The sequence below is a fragment of the Mesorhizobium sp. ES1-6 genome (assembly GCF_020164775.1).
Classification (GTDB): domain Bacteria; phylum Pseudomonadota; class Alphaproteobacteria; order Rhizobiales; family Rhizobiaceae; genus Mesorhizobium.
Genome location: NZ_JAIUGU010000025.1, coordinates 1 through 17,539, shown reverse-complemented (window position 1 = coordinate 17,539; position 17,539 = coordinate 1). Strand labels below are relative to the sequence as shown.

Annotated in this window: 20 protein-coding genes and 1 pseudogene; 11 read left to right on the top strand and 10 right to left on the bottom strand. The window is 59.4% G+C overall.

Features of this window, described 5'->3' with window-relative positions:
* Positions 1-85: 85 nt before the first annotated feature.
* Entirely contained in the window at positions 86-364 is a 279-nt protein-coding gene (locus LB564_RS31370) for a DUF3883 domain-containing protein (protein WP_224542905.1), read from the bottom strand.
* A 56-nt stretch (positions 365-420) separates the two neighbouring features.
* On the opposite strand from LB564_RS31370, the gene LB564_RS31365 reads away from it, so the two are divergent.
* Positions 421-648: a hypothetical protein gene (locus LB564_RS31365; protein WP_224542904.1), complete on the top strand. Its 228-nt coding sequence runs from the start codon at positions 421-423 to the stop codon at positions 646-648.
* A gap of 112 nt (positions 649-760) precedes the next feature.
* On the top strand, positions 761-940 hold the full coding sequence (locus LB564_RS31360; protein ID WP_224542903.1) for a hypothetical protein: 180 nt from the start codon (positions 761-763) through the stop codon (positions 938-940).
* 25 nt (positions 941-965) lie between these two features.
* Here the strand turns inward: LB564_RS31360 and LB564_RS31355 are convergent, their stop codons facing one another.
* Complete coding sequence (locus LB564_RS31355; RefSeq protein WP_224542902.1) at positions 966-1,391, bottom strand: type II toxin-antitoxin system VapC family toxin; 426 nt, start codon at positions 1,389-1,391, stop codon at positions 966-968.
* Positions 1,392-1,634 carry a type II toxin-antitoxin system Phd/YefM family antitoxin gene (locus LB564_RS31350; protein WP_224542901.1) on the bottom strand — a complete coding sequence of 81 codons (243 nt, stop codon included), beginning with the start codon at positions 1,632-1,634 and terminating at the stop codon, positions 1,392-1,394.
* 164 nt (positions 1,635-1,798) lie between these two features.
* On the opposite strand from LB564_RS31350, the gene LB564_RS31345 reads away from it, so the two are divergent.
* Positions 1,799-2,944 carry a DUF6551 family protein gene (locus LB564_RS31345; protein WP_224542900.1) on the top strand — a complete coding sequence of 382 codons (1,146 nt, stop codon included), beginning with the start codon at positions 1,799-1,801 and terminating at the stop codon, positions 2,942-2,944.
* Between the two features lie 206 nt (positions 2,945-3,150).
* Here the strand turns inward: LB564_RS31345 and LB564_RS31690 are convergent, their stop codons facing one another.
* The 4 genes from LB564_RS31690 to LB564_RS31325 form a co-directional block, all read right to left on the bottom strand.
* Positions 3,151-3,318, bottom strand: coding sequence for a hypothetical protein (locus tag LB564_RS31690; RefSeq protein ID WP_318012873.1), 168 nt, complete (start codon positions 3,316-3,318; stop codon positions 3,151-3,153).
* An 890-nt stretch (positions 3,319-4,208) separates the two neighbouring features.
* Positions 4,209-4,895, bottom strand: a complete 687-nt coding sequence (locus tag LB564_RS31335; protein ID WP_224542899.1) for an ABC transporter permease — start codon at positions 4,893-4,895, stop codon at positions 4,209-4,211.
* Position 4,896: 1 nt separating this feature from the next.
* Positions 4,897-5,619 (bottom strand): ABC transporter permease, encoded by a 723-nt coding sequence (locus LB564_RS31330; protein ID WP_224542898.1) that lies wholly within the window; start codon positions 5,617-5,619, stop codon positions 4,897-4,899.
* Between the two features lie 72 nt (positions 5,620-5,691).
* Positions 5,692-6,477: a transporter substrate-binding domain-containing protein gene (locus LB564_RS31325; RefSeq protein ID WP_224542897.1), complete on the bottom strand. Its 786-nt coding sequence runs from the start codon at positions 6,475-6,477 to the stop codon at positions 5,692-5,694.
* Positions 6,478-6,918: 441 nt separating this feature from the next.
* Between LB564_RS31325 and LB564_RS31320 the strand changes: the two genes are divergently transcribed.
* Entirely contained in the window at positions 6,919-8,193 is a 1,275-nt protein-coding gene (locus tag LB564_RS31320; protein ID WP_224542896.1) for an amidase, read from the top strand.
* Between the two features lie 136 nt (positions 8,194-8,329).
* Entirely contained in the window at positions 8,330-9,301 is a 972-nt protein-coding gene (locus LB564_RS31315) for a LysR substrate-binding domain-containing protein (protein WP_224542895.1), read from the top strand.
* Between the two features lie 85 nt (positions 9,302-9,386).
* Here the strand turns inward: LB564_RS31315 and LB564_RS31310 are convergent, their stop codons facing one another.
* Positions 9,387-10,529 carry an aminotransferase class V-fold PLP-dependent enzyme gene (locus LB564_RS31310; protein WP_224542894.1) on the bottom strand — a complete coding sequence of 381 codons (1,143 nt, stop codon included), beginning with the start codon at positions 10,527-10,529 and terminating at the stop codon, positions 9,387-9,389.
* A 4-nt stretch (positions 10,530-10,533) separates the two neighbouring features.
* Positions 10,534-11,553 carry an ornithine cyclodeaminase family protein gene (locus LB564_RS31305; protein ID WP_224542893.1) on the bottom strand — a complete coding sequence of 340 codons (1,020 nt, stop codon included), beginning with the start codon at positions 11,551-11,553 and terminating at the stop codon, positions 10,534-10,536.
* Positions 11,554-11,659: 106 nt separating this feature from the next.
* Between LB564_RS31305 and LB564_RS31300 the strand changes: the two genes are divergently transcribed.
* The 5 genes from LB564_RS31300 to LB564_RS31600 all read left to right on the top strand — a co-directional run bounded on the left by LB564_RS31300 (position 11,660) and on the right by LB564_RS31600 (position 15,561).
* Entirely contained in the window at positions 11,660-12,016 is a 357-nt protein-coding gene (locus LB564_RS31300) for a hypothetical protein (RefSeq protein WP_224542892.1), read from the top strand.
* On the top strand, positions 11,964-13,100 hold the full coding sequence (locus LB564_RS31295) for an NAD(P)/FAD-dependent oxidoreductase (RefSeq protein ID WP_224542891.1): 1,137 nt from the start codon (positions 11,964-11,966) through the stop codon (positions 13,098-13,100). The genes LB564_RS31300 and LB564_RS31295 overlap by 53 nt, the downstream gene beginning before the upstream one ends.
* A gap of 70 nt (positions 13,101-13,170) precedes the next feature.
* Entirely contained in the window at positions 13,171-13,521 is a 351-nt protein-coding gene (locus LB564_RS31290; protein WP_224542890.1) for a RidA family protein, read from the top strand.
* Between the two features lie 1,237 nt (positions 13,522-14,758).
* A complete protein-coding gene (locus LB564_RS31280) occupies positions 14,759-15,409 on the top strand; it encodes a DUF433 domain-containing protein (RefSeq protein ID WP_224542889.1) in 651 nt (216 codons plus the stop codon).
* 20 nt (positions 15,410-15,429) lie between these two features.
* Positions 15,430-15,561 (top strand): hypothetical protein, encoded by a 132-nt coding sequence (locus LB564_RS31600; protein ID WP_263491685.1) that lies wholly within the window; start codon positions 15,430-15,432, stop codon positions 15,559-15,561.
* On the opposite strand, the pseudogene LB564_RS31595 reads toward LB564_RS31600, so the two are convergent.
* A pseudogene (locus tag LB564_RS31595) lies at positions 15,558-15,860 on the bottom strand (transposase); the annotation flags it as partial. The gene LB564_RS31600 and the pseudogene LB564_RS31595 overlap by 4 nt on opposite strands.
* Positions 15,861-16,427: 567 nt before the next feature.
* Between LB564_RS31595 and LB564_RS31270 the strand changes: the two are divergent.
* On the top strand, positions 16,428-17,539 hold a 1,112-nt coding region (locus LB564_RS31270), incomplete at its 3' end, for a VCBS domain-containing protein (RefSeq protein ID WP_224542888.1).

Sequence of the window (17,539 nt, the reverse complement as noted above, 5' to 3'; positions counted from 1 at the left end):
ATCTGTAGGGCCTGGACAAAAGAGCCCGAACGATTCACCCTCAATCCGCTCCAGCAAATGCCGGGACTAAACATCTAATGGCCCCCTATAAGAAGTTCGCCTGAAAACTTGATGCCATCAATGATACATGCGCCTCCAGTGGCGAACGTAACTCGAACGCCTTCGGCTCCCGCGCAAAATTCCACAACATCACCAGCCGCCAGTCATCACGACGCTCCTCGGCAACGGCCAGTTCATTGCGCGTGATGTGAAACGGCGTGCGCTCCCAGCCATTGGTGGTCTTCACCTCGATCAGCCGATCGCTGCCGTCGGTTTCGAAGCTCAGGATATCATAGCCGGCACCATCGCCGTCGACATGCGACACCAAGCGAATGCGTTCAGCGAGATCGGTTCGGCCGGCGGCAAGCAGGCTGGCAGCTCATGCGCGAGGATAAGTTGCTCGCCGGCGCGCCCCAGCGTGCGATTGCGGGCATCACGCCCGGCCACATCGTATTTGCCGCGATGGCGGTTATCTGCTCGAGCTCGTCAGGCGGTGGCGCGTTGCTGTGCGTCGGCGGCGGGCCGATCCACAGCATTGCTTCTTCCCGAAGCGCCGATGGCGAAGGCTCCATTGCCATCCGGGCGGTGGATGCGAGCCAACTCGGATGATGATCGAGCCAGCGCACCACCGCATCGATGAGCGACGCCTGGAAATTGAAGGCTGGCCTGTAGCTTGGGATCCAGTCCTCACCGACCCCTTGAGCACAGCGCGGATGTTCTGATGCTTGTATTCGATCGAGCCGCGCGGCCGATCGATCACCGCCTGCAACAAGTGGTTATGCTCGGCCTTGCTGTAAGACTGCCCGGCGATGTCGTCCGCGAGCATCGCGAAATAATCCGCCACGATTGCATCGTTCTGCTCATCGGACCAGTCACCAGCCATGACCGGCACCAGAGTTGATCAGTCAATCTGGAGAAGGCTCGGATCATGCCAGCAACTGTGCCGGCACACCGAGTGCCGGCCCGGCGTCGGCCAGCCGCTGGTCGAGCGTATGTACCGTGGCGCCATGCTCCGACGCTATTGCGAGGTGCAGCGCGTCACCCGCACGAAGCCCCAGGGCATGCTGATCGGCGAACCTTGCGGCCGCCCGAAACTGCCCGCCGGTCACTGGCAGCAAGGTGAAGCTCTCGGCGACCAGCTTGTTGAACATGGCAAGTGCTGCCGCGCGCTCCTCCAGGCCGATCTGCCCGGTCCGCAGCTTGATCGCCATGGCGGACGACATTTCGGTGACTGTCCAATCGCTGATCAGAAGCTGCTCCGGATCCTGCTCTGCCAGCCAGGCCTGAACACGCGGCGTCATCGCTTCGTTTGAGAGCGCCGCGACGATCAGCGACGTATCGAGATAGAGCATTCAGTAGCGATCGCCGTCCCGCATCGACCGCACGAGATCAGCGGCGCTCTGGGACTGGGGCGGTGTCGCTCCCGTGAGCGACTGGAGCACCGCGGCATCGATCGGCTTGCGCGGCCTGGCCACGGCGGTAAGCCGTGCGACCGGCTTGCCGCGACGGGTGATGTCGACCGAATCGCCCGCCTCGACCCGGTCGACCAACTCGCTCAGATGGGCTTTGGCGTCCGCCAGATTGATCGCACCCATGTCTCGCTCCTGACCATATAGATGGTCATATAGCGCATTGGGCTTCAGAATTCCAGCGCCGCCTTTCCACGTCGGTGTCGCGAGTCATCCAGGTTGCACGTTCGGAGCGCACTTCCTGGTCGCTCGTCAGCACGAAGCTTGCGAGCCTTTCAGGAGACCTAGAAATGATACTCCAACACGCTTCCAACGAACTCAGAGACGTGCGAAATTGGATCAACGACGGATCTTCGATCCCGGATTGGGTGCGGACGCAAATGTCGGGCGATCTCGCATCCAACGGTACGTTTCTCATTGCCACACCTGTCGGCACCACAAGGGTGCACCCTGGCGACATCGTAGTTGAGCACCAAGGACAACTCTGGTCGCGCTCACCGGATGAAATTCCGCAGCTGGTCAATGGATTTGGAGCGGAAGCGGCAATGCCGATCGCCGCCATTGGACCTGGCAAGGATGCCCAGTTCGGTACGAAGAGCAAAGCCAGAAAGGGAAGATGGCGCGGAGGCGAGCGCAAGACCGGATTTCGGTCCCCCATAGGAAAGCCGCCGAGCATCGAATGGCTGCATACGACCGAACTCACTGTCGACCAGTCCTATCAGCGGTCGATCGACAATGAGGGCTCCCGACGTCTGATTGCAAGCATAGCCGCCAATTTCGACTGGCGTCTCTGCGCTCCGCTAGTCGTCTCGCGACGACCGGAAGGATTGAAGGTGATCATAGACGGGCAACACCGCTGGGCGGCAGCTGTGCGAAGAGGCGACCTGCCGCATTTGCCATGCTGCCTTTTCACCTATGACAGCCCTGAAGATGAAGCGCGTATGTTCATCGTTGCCAACCGAGCACGCAAACCGATGAACCGTCTGGATGATTTCCATGCTGCATTGGCAGCGGCAGATGAGGATGCGATAGAGATCCAGCGGCTGGTAACCGAGGCCGGTTTGAGGATGGCTCGTAATACCTCATCCACCGCGTGGAAGGCTGGGGAGGTCGCTTTCACGTCCTCGATTGCTACAGCGTTGCGACGGCATGGTCCGGCGATCGTCTCTGCGGCATTGACCAGCATAGCCGAGGCGTATGAGGCTCGCCCTCTTACCTACGGAGCGTCGATATTCGGCGCCCTGATCAAACTCTTCGCAAACCCGCCTAAAGGTTTTGATCCTGACGACCTCATACCGACGTTACGTCGCTTCGATATGGCGTTGCTGGGCGAGATCGTGAAAGGTCTTAGCGGGGGCGACTCCCGGGCGGTGGCGGTTCACGCTGCCATTCTCGAAAGTCTGAGCCACCTGAAACAGGCCGAGAGCGCAGCATAGCTTCTGTAGTGTTGCACTCGACCTCCGCACCGAGTGCAACATTCCCGAGCCTCCGCCCGTCGCGTTTCCCGAAGTCGATTTCTGCTCATCCTCAAGTTCGATAGCCGTGATCTCGAGCAGCGTTGATGCATCTAGAACGGCGCCTGGACGCGGCAAGCTTCTTCTTGTCGGTTGCAGAAAATGATCGAGTGGCAATGCGAGCGACATCATCGGCTCGTGTCGGACCGAGATGACGAAGGGCCTGAACAACGGTGCCGGAAGCGCTCTCTGGCAGGATCAGATGCTGGATGATGATGGCGCAGATCGATCATACTCTTCCCCACGATCGCCCGCCGGGACGGTCCGTCGGTCAGATAAATGCTCTGAGCCGGCACCTTTTTCGTCAACCCGAGCAGATCGGCAGCACGGGCGCCGGTGATCAGCACCTTAGATCCCGCGCCAACGCCCGTGCAACGTGATGTGGGGCAGGGGAAAGTAGCGCACGTCCGCTATGGAGCTTAGGCAGATCATAGAGGTCTCGCGCCAAACGGCGGAGCTTGCCGCTGTTCGCGAGGTGGGAGAGCGCCTAATCGACAGCAGGGCGCTCGGCGAGATCCAGAAAGTCGCTGGACGTGCAACAACGTCGTGGCCGACTCTCGAGTAGAAACGGGTGGGACCACCGCACCCCGCCTAATGCGGCGGTCTCCGTTTCAGCTCGCCGGGCCGTCTGTCCGCTTTACGGGTCGGGTTTTGCGCTGATGGACATCCGGTCCGGGTGCGATCTTCGCCCGACCTTCGAGATAAGTCTGGCGGCGCTGCTCGCGCCGAAAATCGATAGTAGTCGATAGATGGCTTGAAGAGGTCGGTGGAAATTCCTCAACGATATCAACAGCGTAGCTTTCTGATGGGTCCTAGGTCGGTAGTATTTGGACGAAAAATATTTTCTGCAATAAATTCAAATGGTTGTTATGATCCCGAACAATCGAGTGGGAGTGACGGGTACAAACGGCGGCAATAGCGTAGTTTCGGCGGCGACTTTCGCAGCCATAAGAAGCTTTTCGCGTCCGTGTCTCACTTCCAATAGGCATGCGCCATCTCCGATCTAGCCACTCCATCTGAACTACGCTCCTGATCGAGTAAAGACCTTTAGGAAAGGGAGAGAGCAATAGCGTAGAACGGCGTGCAAAAGGCGGCGTAGCGTGTATCCCGTAAGAAGTGCCGGGCCAGCTCGAAAGCGTGCTGCGACAGGTCTTGTCGAAGCCTAGGTGACAATATATCGGCGTCGTCAATACCGCGGCGCTAGCCTTCTCTCGAAGAAACCGAAGCCGGTCGTCACCAATGCGGCTAGCATGAAATATCCCAGCGCCGCGGCGAACAGTGGCTCGTAAACCCGAAAAGTCTGAGCACGAACGAGGTTCGCGGCTCCCATCAATTCGAAGACGGTGATCGTCGAGGCCAGCGCGGTGCCCTTCAACAGCAGGATATTCTGGCCGCCGATCGCCGGCAGCGCCAACCTGAAAGCCTGAGGGAGCAGCACGGAAATCATGATCCGTGTTTTCGACAGGCCAAGCGACTGGCCGGCCTCGCGCTGTCCCTCCGGGATTGACCGTATCGCGCCTTTCCAAATTTCGCTGCAGTAAGCCGCCGTGTTCAGGGACAGCACGAAAAACGCATAGCAGGAGGCACCTCGCAAAAGGGGCCACATCACGCTGTATCGTATGGCAGGGATTCCGGCGAGGATCTGGCCTACGCCGTAGTAGCAGAGGTAAAGCTGGACGAGGAGCGGAGTGCCTCGAAATGCCAGAGCGAAGGCATCTGCTGGATAGCGTACCCATCGCCTGCTGGACAGACGAGCCAAGGCGATCGGTATCGCAAGGAGATTGCCGACCACCGCGCAGCCGGCAAACAGGACGATGGTTGTCTGAACGCCTGCCAGGAGTTGGCTGGCGAGATATCCCTCGAACTCTGTCACGCTATTTTCGCCTTCCTGGATTGGCGGTGGCGGCTTCCAAGCCCTGAAAAAGCATCGCCGACACACCTGACATCACGAGAAAAACGAATGCGATCGCGCAATAGAACACGAAATAATCGTGCGTTGCGCCGGCGGCCATTTTGCCCGCCAGGACAAGCTCCGTGAAGCCGATGAGACTGACCAGCGAGCTTTCCTTGAGAACGACAAGCCACAAATTGCCAAGGCCAGGAAGCGCCAGCGGGATCATCTGAGGCAAGGTCACCAGGAAGAATGTCTGGCGACGTGTCAGGCCGAGTGCATGGGCTGCCTCCAACTGACCTTTCGGGATAGCGATGATCGCACCGCGCAGGACCTCGGTGCTGTACCCGCCCTGCACGATGCCGAGCGACAGCGTCGCGGCGACAAATCCGTTGAGCTGAAATTCCGAAGTCAGTCCCGTCAGGCTCACGACCCAGCGCAGCGCGTCGGTCGCGGTATAGTAGACGAGAAAAATGATGAGGATGTCAGGAACGGACCGGATGATCGTCGTATATGCACCGGCTGTTGCGCGAGCCACGCGGTTCTTCGAGATCTTGGCCACGGCACCGACAAGCCCGAGCGCCAGGCCGACGAGATATGCGCTTATCGCAATGCCAAGGCTCAGGCACGCGCCGAAGAGCAATTCGTCGCCCCAGCCTTTGTCTCCGAAGCTGAGCAGGGTCAGCCAAGACACTGTCGGGTTCATAAGGCGGGCTCCAGTTCAGTTCGATGGTGCCGGCCGCGATCGAGAAGCCGGCACCAGGCGTGAACCAGATGATCAATCGCCGTAGATATCGAAGTCGAAATACCGCTTGGTGATCGTGTCGTACTCGCCGCTGGCCTTTACAGCCTTGAGCGCGGCATTGAGGCGGTCCCTGAGTGCCGTGTCTTCCTTGCGCACGCCGCCGCCGTCGCCATAACCGAACATCTTCTCATGCGGCAGCGTTACCTTGATTTCATAGACCTGGCCTTCGGGCTTCTTGAGGAAGTCCTGGATCTGGATCCCTGCTGCCGCCATGAGGTCCACCCGCCCTGCCTGCATGTCGGCGATCTCGTCGTCGAGTGTCGGATACACTTTCACCTCGGCGATGCCGTTGAACTTTTCCTGCATGTAGGTTGCCTGCAGGCTCGCACTTTGTGCCGCCACGGTGACGCCCTTGAACGTGTCCGGCTCGGTCACATCGAATTGCCGCGTGTCTGCCTTGGCGCCGACAAGGACGTTGGGCGAGTAATAGTACTTGTCGGTGAAGTCGATTACCTCCTTGCGCTTGTCGGTGATCGACATGGAGCTCCAGATGACGTCGAACTTCTTGGCCAGCAGCGCGGGAATGATACCGTCCCAGGCGATGTCGACGATCTCGCACTTCGCCTTCATCTCGGTGCAAACGGCGTTCATCATGTCGATCTCCCAGCCCTGCCATTTGCCGCTGGCATCCTTGACCGAGAAGGGGGCGTACGGCTCGGCGGCAACCCCGAAGCGGATGACGTCATCGGCCGCCGAGACAGGGCCGGCGGCGCCAAAGACCGCCGCGATCAATGAGACGACGACTGCAAGCTTTTTCATGGTTGTTCCCCTTTTTTTGCGTGTGCACTTTTTGATTGCGCATTGATGCCATGACCGCTTGGGTACTCCCCTTTTCGAGCGGATAGTCCGCCCAATCAGGTGAGGCTTCCCAGCGCAGTGTGCGGAAACGCTAGCAGTTCAAATCGAGCCGATCTAATGCTCTCTCCAGCGCGGTTCATCACCAATAGTTATGAGAGTCAAAACCTCGCACAAAGCAGTTGACCCTTTGCCTCGACCCCAAAGCGTATCGATGACCGTCGCACCGGTTGAGCGAAACTATGAGTTTTCGGTGCCAGTCCCACGGGCGGAGACATAGGCCCAGGCCTGTCGATCAATCCGTGGCTGTGTCATCGTCGGTCTTATGCTGTTGCCTGAGGTTGCCTGATGAAAAGCAGTGCTTGCGGTTCTGTCGCTGAGACGAGTGCTAGGATCACCGCCGGCTTGTCGCCGGTCAACATCGTCGAAGGCTGCCTCGAACGAATCCACCAGTTGAACGGGCAGATCAGGGCGATGATCTTCATTGACGAGGCTGGAGCACTCGATGCGGCACTGCGCGCCAGAGACGAACTTCGATCGGGTCACAGGCGTGGCCCGCTGCATGGCGTGCCCATGGCCATCAAGGATGTTCTCGATGTCGAGAATTGGCCGACGACAGCCGGATCTCGTCTGTTTGGCGACCGCATCGCCCAGAATACCGCCGCCTGCGTGGCCGCCCTTCAGGCGGCAGGCGCGATCATCATCGGCAAGACCAATCTTCATGAACTTTGCGTCGGCGGGCATGACAACCCCTGGTTCGGCAAGGTCGTCAATCCGCTTGACGAAAGCCGGGGGACTGGCGGCACGAGCAGTGGATCGGCTGCCGCGGTCGCAGCCGGCTTTTGCGCGGCTGCTATTGGCACCGACACTGGCGGTTCAAACCGCTCTCCGGCCGCTGCAACGGGATTGTTTGGCTATAAGCCGACGAATGGTCTGATCGACACGAACGGCGTTATGAGCACGGCACCCTCGCTGGACTGCGTCGGTGTTCTCGCGCGCTCGGTGAGCGACGTTCGCGTTGTGACTGAAGCGCTGGCCGGAAAGCGGCTCAGCCCGCCAGGGAATGCCCACAGATATGGCAGATTGGGGAACATTACGATCGGGGTCTGCTCTGAACTCGTTGGCGCTCCTGTCGACAGCGCCGTGGAGACCGCATTGGCAGCGATGCTCGATCATCCGATGGTACGTGTGATAGAAATACCCTTTGATGACACAGAGACATTCGTCGCCGCCGGAATGACGATCCTGCAATGCGAGTTTGCAAAAACGTACCGTGATCTTATCGAGCGGAACCCGGATCTGGTCGGCGATGCCGTTCGCGCGTTTCTTCAGGACAGCATCCGCATCAGTGCGGACGCCTATGATGAAGCTGTCGAGATGCGGAACGATGTCAGCAGACAATTTCTCAAGAAAATGGCAGGCGTGGATGTTCTGGCTATCCCGACAGCTCCCGGATCGGCGCCCCACTTGTCCGACGAACTGACACACGTGAACGGAGAGATGGTGCCGTGGGGACTGGCCGGCGGTCGATTTCGTCGCTGGGCAAATATGCTCGGTGTGCCGGCTTTGGCGATCCCGCTGCAAGTGCCCAACGATCTCCCGGTCTCAGTGCAGCTTGCTGCTCTCCCCGGCCACGATGCCGCCTTGCTCGACTTCGCCGATATGCTGACGAGCCGTTGACGCGCTCCCTCAGGTCATAACCTTTGAGAATAAACTTCATTCCTTTCCTTATTGGAACATTGGGTGTGTCCCGCTAACATTGGCCGCGCCGCACAGCTTTGACGGCGCGGGGAACGAGGAGGCGAGAAAAGCGCCCATGAAGGTCGGTGAACGGGACGCGGCTGCGAAGGAAGCAGAGTTTACACCTCGCGAGATCGAGGTTTTCGCGTCCGTGATGCTGCATGGAACGACGACCAAGGCGGCCGACGCGCTCGACATCACGCAGCCCGCTGTCAGCAAAATGCTCCAGCACCTCACCGAGAAGGCGGATTTCCAGCTCTTCCGAAAAAGCCGGCAGCGATTGATCCCTACGCCTGAAGCGCACATGCTCTATGCAGAGGTGCAGCGCGTATTCGAGTCCGCACGCGGCATCTCGCGGGCCGCGAGGGAGATCCGCGAACTGCGCAGTGGCAGGCTGAACATCTGCGCGCTCCCCGCCTTTGGTTCAACGATACTGCCTTCGATCATAACGAGCTTTTCAAAACAGCACCCATCCGTGTCCATTTCGCTCGATATCCGCAGCTCCGCGACCGTGGTGCAAAGAGCCAGCCGAAATCAGCTCGACATCGGCATCGGCGTCACGGCATCGGAAGAGAATCCCTCGATCGTCAGGCGCGCGCTGACCGCGACGCCGCCAGTATGTGTTATGCCGGCGGGGCATCCGCTGTCGCAGCTTGAAGTGATCCAGGCGGATGACCTTGATGGTCTCGATTTCATATCGATGGGCTCCGCCGATCCGATGCGGCGGCAACTTGATGCGCTTTGCGACAAACGGGGGGTCAGCCGCGTACTCAAGGTGGAGGCCAGCCTGTCCGGCGCCTGCATCGCGCTTGCTGCCTCCGGCGCCGGCGTGACGGTCGTCGACCGGCTCTCCGCCTGGATGGCGCGCGACCTGCCGATCGAGATCAGGGACTTTCGGCCGCATCTCGATCTGAACCTCAGCGTCTATCGGCCCTGGGGTGTCATCGCATCGACGGCGGCGGACGCCTTTACAGAGCATCTCATCCAGACCACGCGAAGCTTCATGAACGGTGTCGACGCCGGAATAACCGCTTTGGGAACAAGGTAGGATCAGGCCTTGGCAGGGCAGGGAGGCGATGGTGCCGTGCAACGCCGCTGAGATGGCCAGCGCCACCTTCGAACGCATGTCTTCGCTAGCGAAGAGGCAGGTTCTGAAAGAGGCGATCGATGTCTTCTTCGTCATTGTAGACATGCGGTGAAACCCGCATCTTTGTGCCGCGCAGCGTGACGTGAACATTTGCCTGCTTCAAATCCTGCGCCGCGTTCGGCGCCAACCGGTCGCCAATATCGAGGATTGAGATATGAGGCGCCGGCAGTCGTGGACGCTCCACCTCCAGCCCTCTGCTTTCCGCCTGAGCCCAGACGAAGTCATTGAGGTAACGCAGGCGTTCAAACACGCGTTCGACTGACCACTCCTCGATAAGTTTCATGGCGGCGATTGCGATAGGCAGGACAGCGAAATCGGAACGTTCCCCCATGTCAAAGCGCCGAGCGCCAGGAAGAAACTTCGCCACCGGCACCTTATAGAAATCAGACTTGTCGCCACCCAGCCGGTTCCATGAATGATGCTCCAGCGTACGTCCCTCTTCGTGCCAGCGTGGGGCGGCGTAGAGGAATGCAAGGCGATAGGGGCCGAGCAGGAATTTGTAGGTGGCAAAGGCCAGAAAATCCGGTCGAACGCGACTGACATCGAAGGGCACGGCGCCAACCCACTGGGTGCCGTCGACGACAAGGGCTGCTCCTGCTGTCCGCGCCGCGACCGCCACGGCCTCCAGGTCGATCGCCATCCCTTCGAACCAGTGGACCAAGGTGCCCGCGACAACCGCGATGGGTCGATCCGAGCTCCGGATCGCCGATACGATCGCGCCAGTCCAATCGCCGTCGGCAGGTTGCGGAACGATGTCCACGAAAGCTCCGGCGCGATCTGCAAGGTCGTACCAGACATAGCGATGCGAGGTGTGCTCGTTCTCCATGAGAAGGATCGCCGAACCGGCCGGGACCGGGACATTGGCAGCAGCGATCGCCATGCCATAGCTGGTGGCGGCGACAATGGCGATGTCGTCGGCATTGGCCCCCACCATCGAGGCGGCAAGCTGCCGCGCCTGCTCCACTTCGTCATAGTAGGATGCGATGGTCATCTTCCAGGGCTCGGCCTTAACCCTGACGCCAGCCTCTCCGGCCGCGATGGCGGCTATCGGAATCGGGGACATGTAGGCGGCGTCAAGATAAGCAGTGTCGCGAGTAAGCGTGAAGAGATCGCGCTGGCAGCTCAACATGGCATCACAACCTGAAATCAATTGGAGTGCCCAGCCCGGCATTCCGGGCGGAGAAGTAGACAAGGTTGGCGAGCTCGATGTCCTGGGCGGGAACGCCAAGAGATCGATAAAGGGTGATGTCCGCGTCGCTAGTGCGGCCAGGCTGTGCGCCGGCGAGGACCTCGCCGATTTCGCCGCGAACATGATCGCGGCCAATCATGCCACTCTCGACTGCTTCGATCAGCTCTCCTGCGGCTGCGAACGCCATGGGCAGGTAGTCCACCCAGATCAGCGATCTGCGCACGCACTCCAAGTCGATCTCGCGGCATGCAGCCACGCTTGCCCCGACAGCATTGATGTGGACGCCTTGCGGCAACCATTCGCCGAACAGCACCGGCTCTTGGGAAGATGTCGTCGTGCAGATGACGTCAGCTTCGCGAACGGCTTCGGCAGCGTCGTGATGCGCCTGCGCCTCGAAGCCGGATGTCGTAATATCCTCGGCGAAGCGCTGTGCCTTTGCAAAATCACGACCCCAGACGTGGATCACGCGGACTGGACGCACATGAGCGATCGCCTCGACATGCCGGCGCGCCTGCTCGCCATAGCCGAACACGGTCAGTATGGAGCTGTCGGGGCGCGAAAGCGCCCTAGTGGCGACAGCACTGGCCGCGGCTGTCCGCCATGCCGTGATCTCGCCCCCGTCGATCAGGGCAACAGGGCGCCCGTGTTCTTTGTCGAACAGAAACACCCCACCACGGTGGGACGCGAGCCGGTGTGAAAAATTGTCGGGAAATACCGACAGCACCTTCGCCCCGAACAGCGGCCGGTCGTCCAAGGCCGCGTACATCAAAGACAGGCAGCTTCCCGCCGCCCCCGGCAGCTCGAGCGTGCGCCTGATCTGCTGACGGGCGACGCCGTTCGAAGTCTTGAGCAGCGCCGCCTCGGTCGCCTCAAGCACCTGAGGGAAAGACAACGCCTGCCGGATCGCGTTCTTGTCGATCAGCAGGAAGCCCGTCTCGGCATTCACCTTTGCAGTCTCTTCCATTCGACGCCCTCGTGTGCACCAGACGTTTGAAAAGCCTAGCATTGCCTCGGCACGCCGATGACAGCGGAATTCATAACTTCGAACGAGAAGTTGACGATGTCCGATCATGCACCGCATCGATCTGCTCGAAGCGAGCGCGGTTCATAACTTTTGGCCATTAACGGCAGTGGTCAGTTCAATTGACCGCGATTGCCACCCGTCGCAATGTTTTCACGCAGAATCGGATGCCGCGCTTGTTAACAGCCGTGATGTGTCCGCCAACGCAAAAGTATTATCGCCGCATCTGGCAGTGTCAGAACGCATATCCATCCCGGTCGTCGCTCTGCAAACGGCGGCATGGAGGATTTTGGCTCGCCAATATCAACACACCGATTGGCGTGAGCAATGCGAGTTCATTGGAGGTTTTCTATATGCGCGTCGTCGTCATCGGTTCCGGCATCGTCGGCAGCTCTGCCGCTTATGAATGCGCAAAGGCGGGCGCAAACGTGGTCGTGCTGGAGGCCGGGAGGATCGCGGGAGGAACGTCGGGGGTAAGCTTTGCCTGGACAAATGCGACGACGAAGCGGCCCCGGCCCTATTTTGATCTGAATGTCGCGGGCATGCGCGCCCATCTGGAGCTCAAGCGCGACTTCGGCGTTGCGCCCTGGTTCACCCAGACCGGCAGTTTCGATTGGCGGACGGCTCCGGAATCCATGGACGACTATTTCGAGAACTTCCGGCAGATGAAGGAATGGGGCTACGGCGTTGAGTGGATCGACAAGAAGCTCGTCGGCGAGATGGAGCCCGATATCGATGTATCGGCCATGGGCGACTATCCAATCTCGTACTACCCGGAAGAAGGCTGGGTAGACCCAGTCCTTTACTCGGCCTGGCTTCTCAGGGCAGCGAAGGAGCGCTGGGGAGCGCAGTTGAACGTCAATTCGCGCGTGACCCAGGTCGAAACCGAAGGCGGCCGTGTCCAGGCGGTCCGCACGGCAAATGGCGAGCGATATTCCGCAGACGCTGTCGTGAACTGCACGGGCGGCTGGTCCAGCCAGAGACTCGGCGACGCGCAGGGTATCCCGCTGTCTTCGACGATTGGCGTGCTCGCCTTCACCCCACCGGTGGCCTTGACGCTTAGGAGCCAGTTACATGCCGATGATCTGGATATCCGTCCTGATGGTGCTGGCCGGATCATGATCCACAAGGTCTCGGTGGACCTGACCCTCAAGAAACCGGAAGCGCTTAGCCCCACCGGTGATGAGGCGGCAGCGTTGTTGGAAGCGGCTAGCAAGGTCCTGCCGGCGCTCCAGTCCGCTGGCGTGGAAGCCATTCGCACGACCGTCCGGCCATTCCCACAGGATGGCTTTACTTGCGCTGGCGCGATGCCTGACATCGCCGGTCACTATATGGCGGTGACGCACAGTGGCGTGACGATCGGGCCGCAGTTGGGCAGGGTGGTCGCCGACGAGGTCGTGCGCGGCAAGATACACGACGAAATGGAAACATTCCGCCCGCATCGGTTCTTCCAAGCGAACCCTCAACGCTCCACCGTCGCGCGCGCCTGACCTCACTATACGCAAGTCAGCGCGATCATGCGGTCTGCGTTTCCATCCATGACATTCAGGATCCTGCTCCATGGCAAAGATTGAACGATTCGAGAAAAACGATCGGCTTAGCCGGATCGTCGTTCACAACGGAACGGTTTATCTCTCGGGCCTAACGGCCGACGACAAGAACACCGACACGGCCGGCCAGACGCAGCAGATCCTGGAAAAAGCGGATGCTCTTCTGCGCAGCGTCGGTGCGGACAGATCGAGCCTGCTGCTCGCGCAGATCTGGTTGCGGGATGTCAAGGACTTCGATGAGATGAACAAGACATGGGTCAAGTGGCTCGATGGCGCCGAGCCGCCAGCGCGTGCCACGGTGGGAGCGAGTTTCGCGCTACCGGAGATACGAGTCGAAATTCAGTTTACCGCAGCGATCTGACACACGCGCCGCGTCCAGGCAGCGAGACCACCGACCGAGCCTTTCACTCTGTCGACAACCAAATTCGCACGATAGCTTATCATCGGAGGAGCATACCTGCCACTTCCGCCCCATTTCGGCCATTCCGGAACATGGCCCAAGGGCCGCTCATGTTCGGCAAGCAGGCGGGTTTGGCGAAAGTCGACTGAAGGGTTCGCGGGCCTATACGGAACCATACGGGAAGCGTCGTAGATTTGGCCCGCGAAAAATGTAGTGAAATCAACGATTTCATTACATCCTCCGGGCCTGCCAGGGCTGTTGATTTCGCTCCGAAAAAATGCTGCTATCTGGAGAAGTGACGGTACTTTTTTCGGGCGGTGACGTTACGCTAGAGCGCGACTAGGAGAAATAAATTTGTCCGATTGGCCCCAATAGTTGGTGAAACCTCAAAATATTTTACGGCAATTTTCCCTTTAAAATCAAAAGCGTAACTTTCTGACGGATCATGCGTCGGCTTCCGGTGCTGCAAGCAAGAAAAACCCAGCTAGATCAATGACCTAGCTGGGTTGAAAACAATCGAGTGGGAGTAGGGGGAAAACGGCGACGGTAGCTCAGGTTTGTCGGGTTCTCGCCCTCTGTCCGCGTCTATTCCCCGGTCGGCCTTAGTAGTCGGTTCGTGTCCTTCCAAGCAGCTTGTTGATCTGAACGCGCTGGTCCGCGAATGTAAAGCGCCATCGGGAGTGCTTAGGGAATTGGCGTGCAATGGCGTGTAAATCGGCGGCAACATGGAGCACCATAGCCACCACTCTCGGCCTGACAATCCTTGGTCGAATCGTAGCTGGGAGCAATTGTCGGCCCGTGGTCGCTTCCGGCAACGCGCCGATCACCGGCGGCGCGCTTTGGGAACGAAGTCTGCGGTGGCTTGATCGCTTCGCTTCGTTCCCAGAAATAATCACCACGGTCCGTGCGATCCAGCGCGCCCCCACACTTATGTCACGACGAAGGAATTCCTTCTGATTTTTTCCCTCGACACGTTGTGCGATCTGCCAGACGTCGAGGCGACAGAAGTCGCCGCACTGCCAAGCAGGACAAACCGCTCAGGGGAACCAACGGGAGGGATCCAAAATAGGTCGCTAAGTTCATTTGTATGAACGCTCGCGCCTGGCCATGCCTGTAACGACCGCTTTGGTCTTAAACGGCAGGCGCCTTTACGATGGGACGCTCTAGGCCTATATTGTTCTTCACAAGGAGAAGAATTATGGGAGCACCCACTCGCGTCTATACCCCCGCAGAGGCGGCCGCCGTAAGCGGGATAGGCATCAAGGCCGTTCACAATGCGATCGACAAACACATTGTCGATGCGGTGCCAAGCGCTGTCCAACGCGCTGGCGGGATCGTTCGACGGGCATTGACCGGTGAGGATTTGCTGCGGCTCAAGCTCTGGTACGGCGTGGGTGCGACACTTACCGCTGATCGCCGTCGCCGACTGTTCGAGGAAATCAAAGCTGCCCCAACTGCTATGACCGTAAGGGCTGATGACCTGTTGATAGTCGACATCGCCGAGGCGCGTAAACAGCTGAAAGCCCGCATCGTCGATCTCGACGAAGCGGAGGCTGCAATTGGTCGCGTCAAGGGAGTTGTGGGCGGAGAGCCGGTCTTCAAAGGAACCCGCATCCCTGCGCGAATGATCGCGGCGATGCTGGCGCAGGGCGCAGACGAAGCGGAGGTTCTCGAGGGATATCCCAGGCTAACGTCGCGGATGATCGAGCTCGCCAGGATCTGGGTTGCCGCTCACCCGCTGCGCGGGCGGCCCAAGAAGCTCTCCCAGCAGGGCGTGAAAGTAAAGTCTTCGAAGCGTGTGATCTTGAAGGGTGACCCACGGCAGTTGACCAATACGAAACGCGTGTGACCTCGTGAGAGAGGGAGCTCTTGGATGGTCTTCTTGCCGATCTCGGACCGGAGGACTTTCTCATCAATGAGATCGTTGAAATAGAGATCAATAACGGCGTTGCCGTCTTCACGGGATATGAGTTGCATCTGCCTGGCAGCGGGGTCGATTAGAGACCAACATGCGGCTTTCCCGATCGGGCGAAGCGGTGGACGTCAGTTCTTTCGCCATCGCTGGGTGAGCGCTCTGACGTCACGGCCAGAGCGCTCCTATAATGCCAAGCCTCCACTATTTTCTCGCTCGGGTTGAGGTCGGGCGAGTATTTCGGCAGCAAGAACAGCCTGGCGCCGGCCGAGCGGATGGCGCGGCGCACGGCCTTGCCCTTGTGGGAACCGAGGTTGTCCATGATGACGATGTCGCCGGGTTCGAGTGTGGGAACCAGAACCTTGTCGACATAGAGCTGGAAACGCTCCCTCAAAGCATCGAGCTTGCAGGTGTTGTAAGCGACGACGGCACCCTTGAGGGCAAGAAGGAGTGGCCGCCGAATCAAGAACGTCGGCGCTTCGGTGCGGGATTTCAGTTGAGGTCGCAGAGCGTTCAAGCGAACTGGCCTAATCGGCCAGAGAGTTGTCATCCTGCACGGGGAGTATGCCGGCATTTCCGGCGTGTGCTCGTTCGATCTCACGACCCGATTCGGACGGCTGTGGCTCCCTTATTTTCAACTATTAACTGTTCGGCCAAGTTGGGCGTTGACGCTCCTCTCCAGTAGAGTTAATTATCTCCTAATATAAGGGGCATCTAAAATTCGTGGTCTAGAAGCACGAGTTGGATGATGTGATTGGGTAGGAAACGCAACGCGACGACAAGTGTCGTCCTGTCCACCAGCATCGATTCAATATCCGCCCTGAATGGCCGGCTTAGGCGGCCGTTCTAAGCGCGACGGCGTGCCTTGGATGACGGCTGGAAGCAGCCGGTCGTTCAGGATTGTCAATGAAGCAGATGGTTGGGCGTCTGCATTCTAATAACCAGGGGGTTGAAAATGGCTTCTAAAATCGCCGATGCAGGTGGAACCACAGCGTCGTTTTCGAACACGCCGCAGGCGAACGATGACGTTTTCAACTGCACTGAGGATACCGTAGTCCTCGCTTCAGGGTCCCAGACCATCATAGTTCTCGACGTGATGGCGAACGACCAGGGTGGAAACGCAAAGTCCCTGTTTTCGGTCGATGACGGGATTTCCGCATCGACGGCCACGAAACAGTACGCCCCCGTCGACCTGACAACCCAGGACGTCCAAGCTACTGGCATCTCAGCCTGGGAAAGCATCGGCGGCGGGGTTTCCATCCGCATCAACAACGGGAAGGTCGAGATGGACCTTAGTGGATACCTGGCGGCGCATGGCTTCGCGAGCCTGCAAGCCATGGGGGCGGGCGACCAGATCAATGAGACTTTCACCTATGCGATCAAACTCGGCAACGGAACGCTGAGCTGGGCCAGCGTCTCGGTCAATATCCAGGGCACCAATGACGGCGCGATAATCACGGCCATCCCGGGGGCGGACACCACCGTGGTGGAAGCGGGCGGCGTCGCCAATGGCACGCTGAACGATCCCAACGCTCATGGACAGCTGTCCATCACCGACCCCGATGCCGGCCAGAACCATTTCCAGGCTCCCCCCAGCCTGCAGGGCACCTATGGCACCTTCACTTTCGATACGACAACCGGTGTATGGGCCTATACGCTCAACCAGACTCTCGCCGACCCGCTGACCCAGGGCCAGAATGTCACCGACACTCTGACGGTGAAGTCGGCCGACGGAAGCGCCAGCTACAATATCGTCGTCAATATTACCGGCACCAATGATGCGCCAATCGCGGTCGCTAACACCAATTCGGTGAAAGAGGACACAGCACCCAATCCGGTCAGCGGCAATGTGCTGACCAACGACACCGATGTCGACGCGGGCGATACCCACAGCGTCACCGCAGTCAACGGTTCGGCCGCCAATGTCGGCAACAACCTCGCCGGCACTTACGGCACGCTGCACCTCAACAGCGATGGTACCTACACCTATACGCTCAACAACGCCCTGGCCTCGGTGCAGGCTCTGGCAGCAGGTGCCACAGCCACCGACGTCTTCACCTACACCAA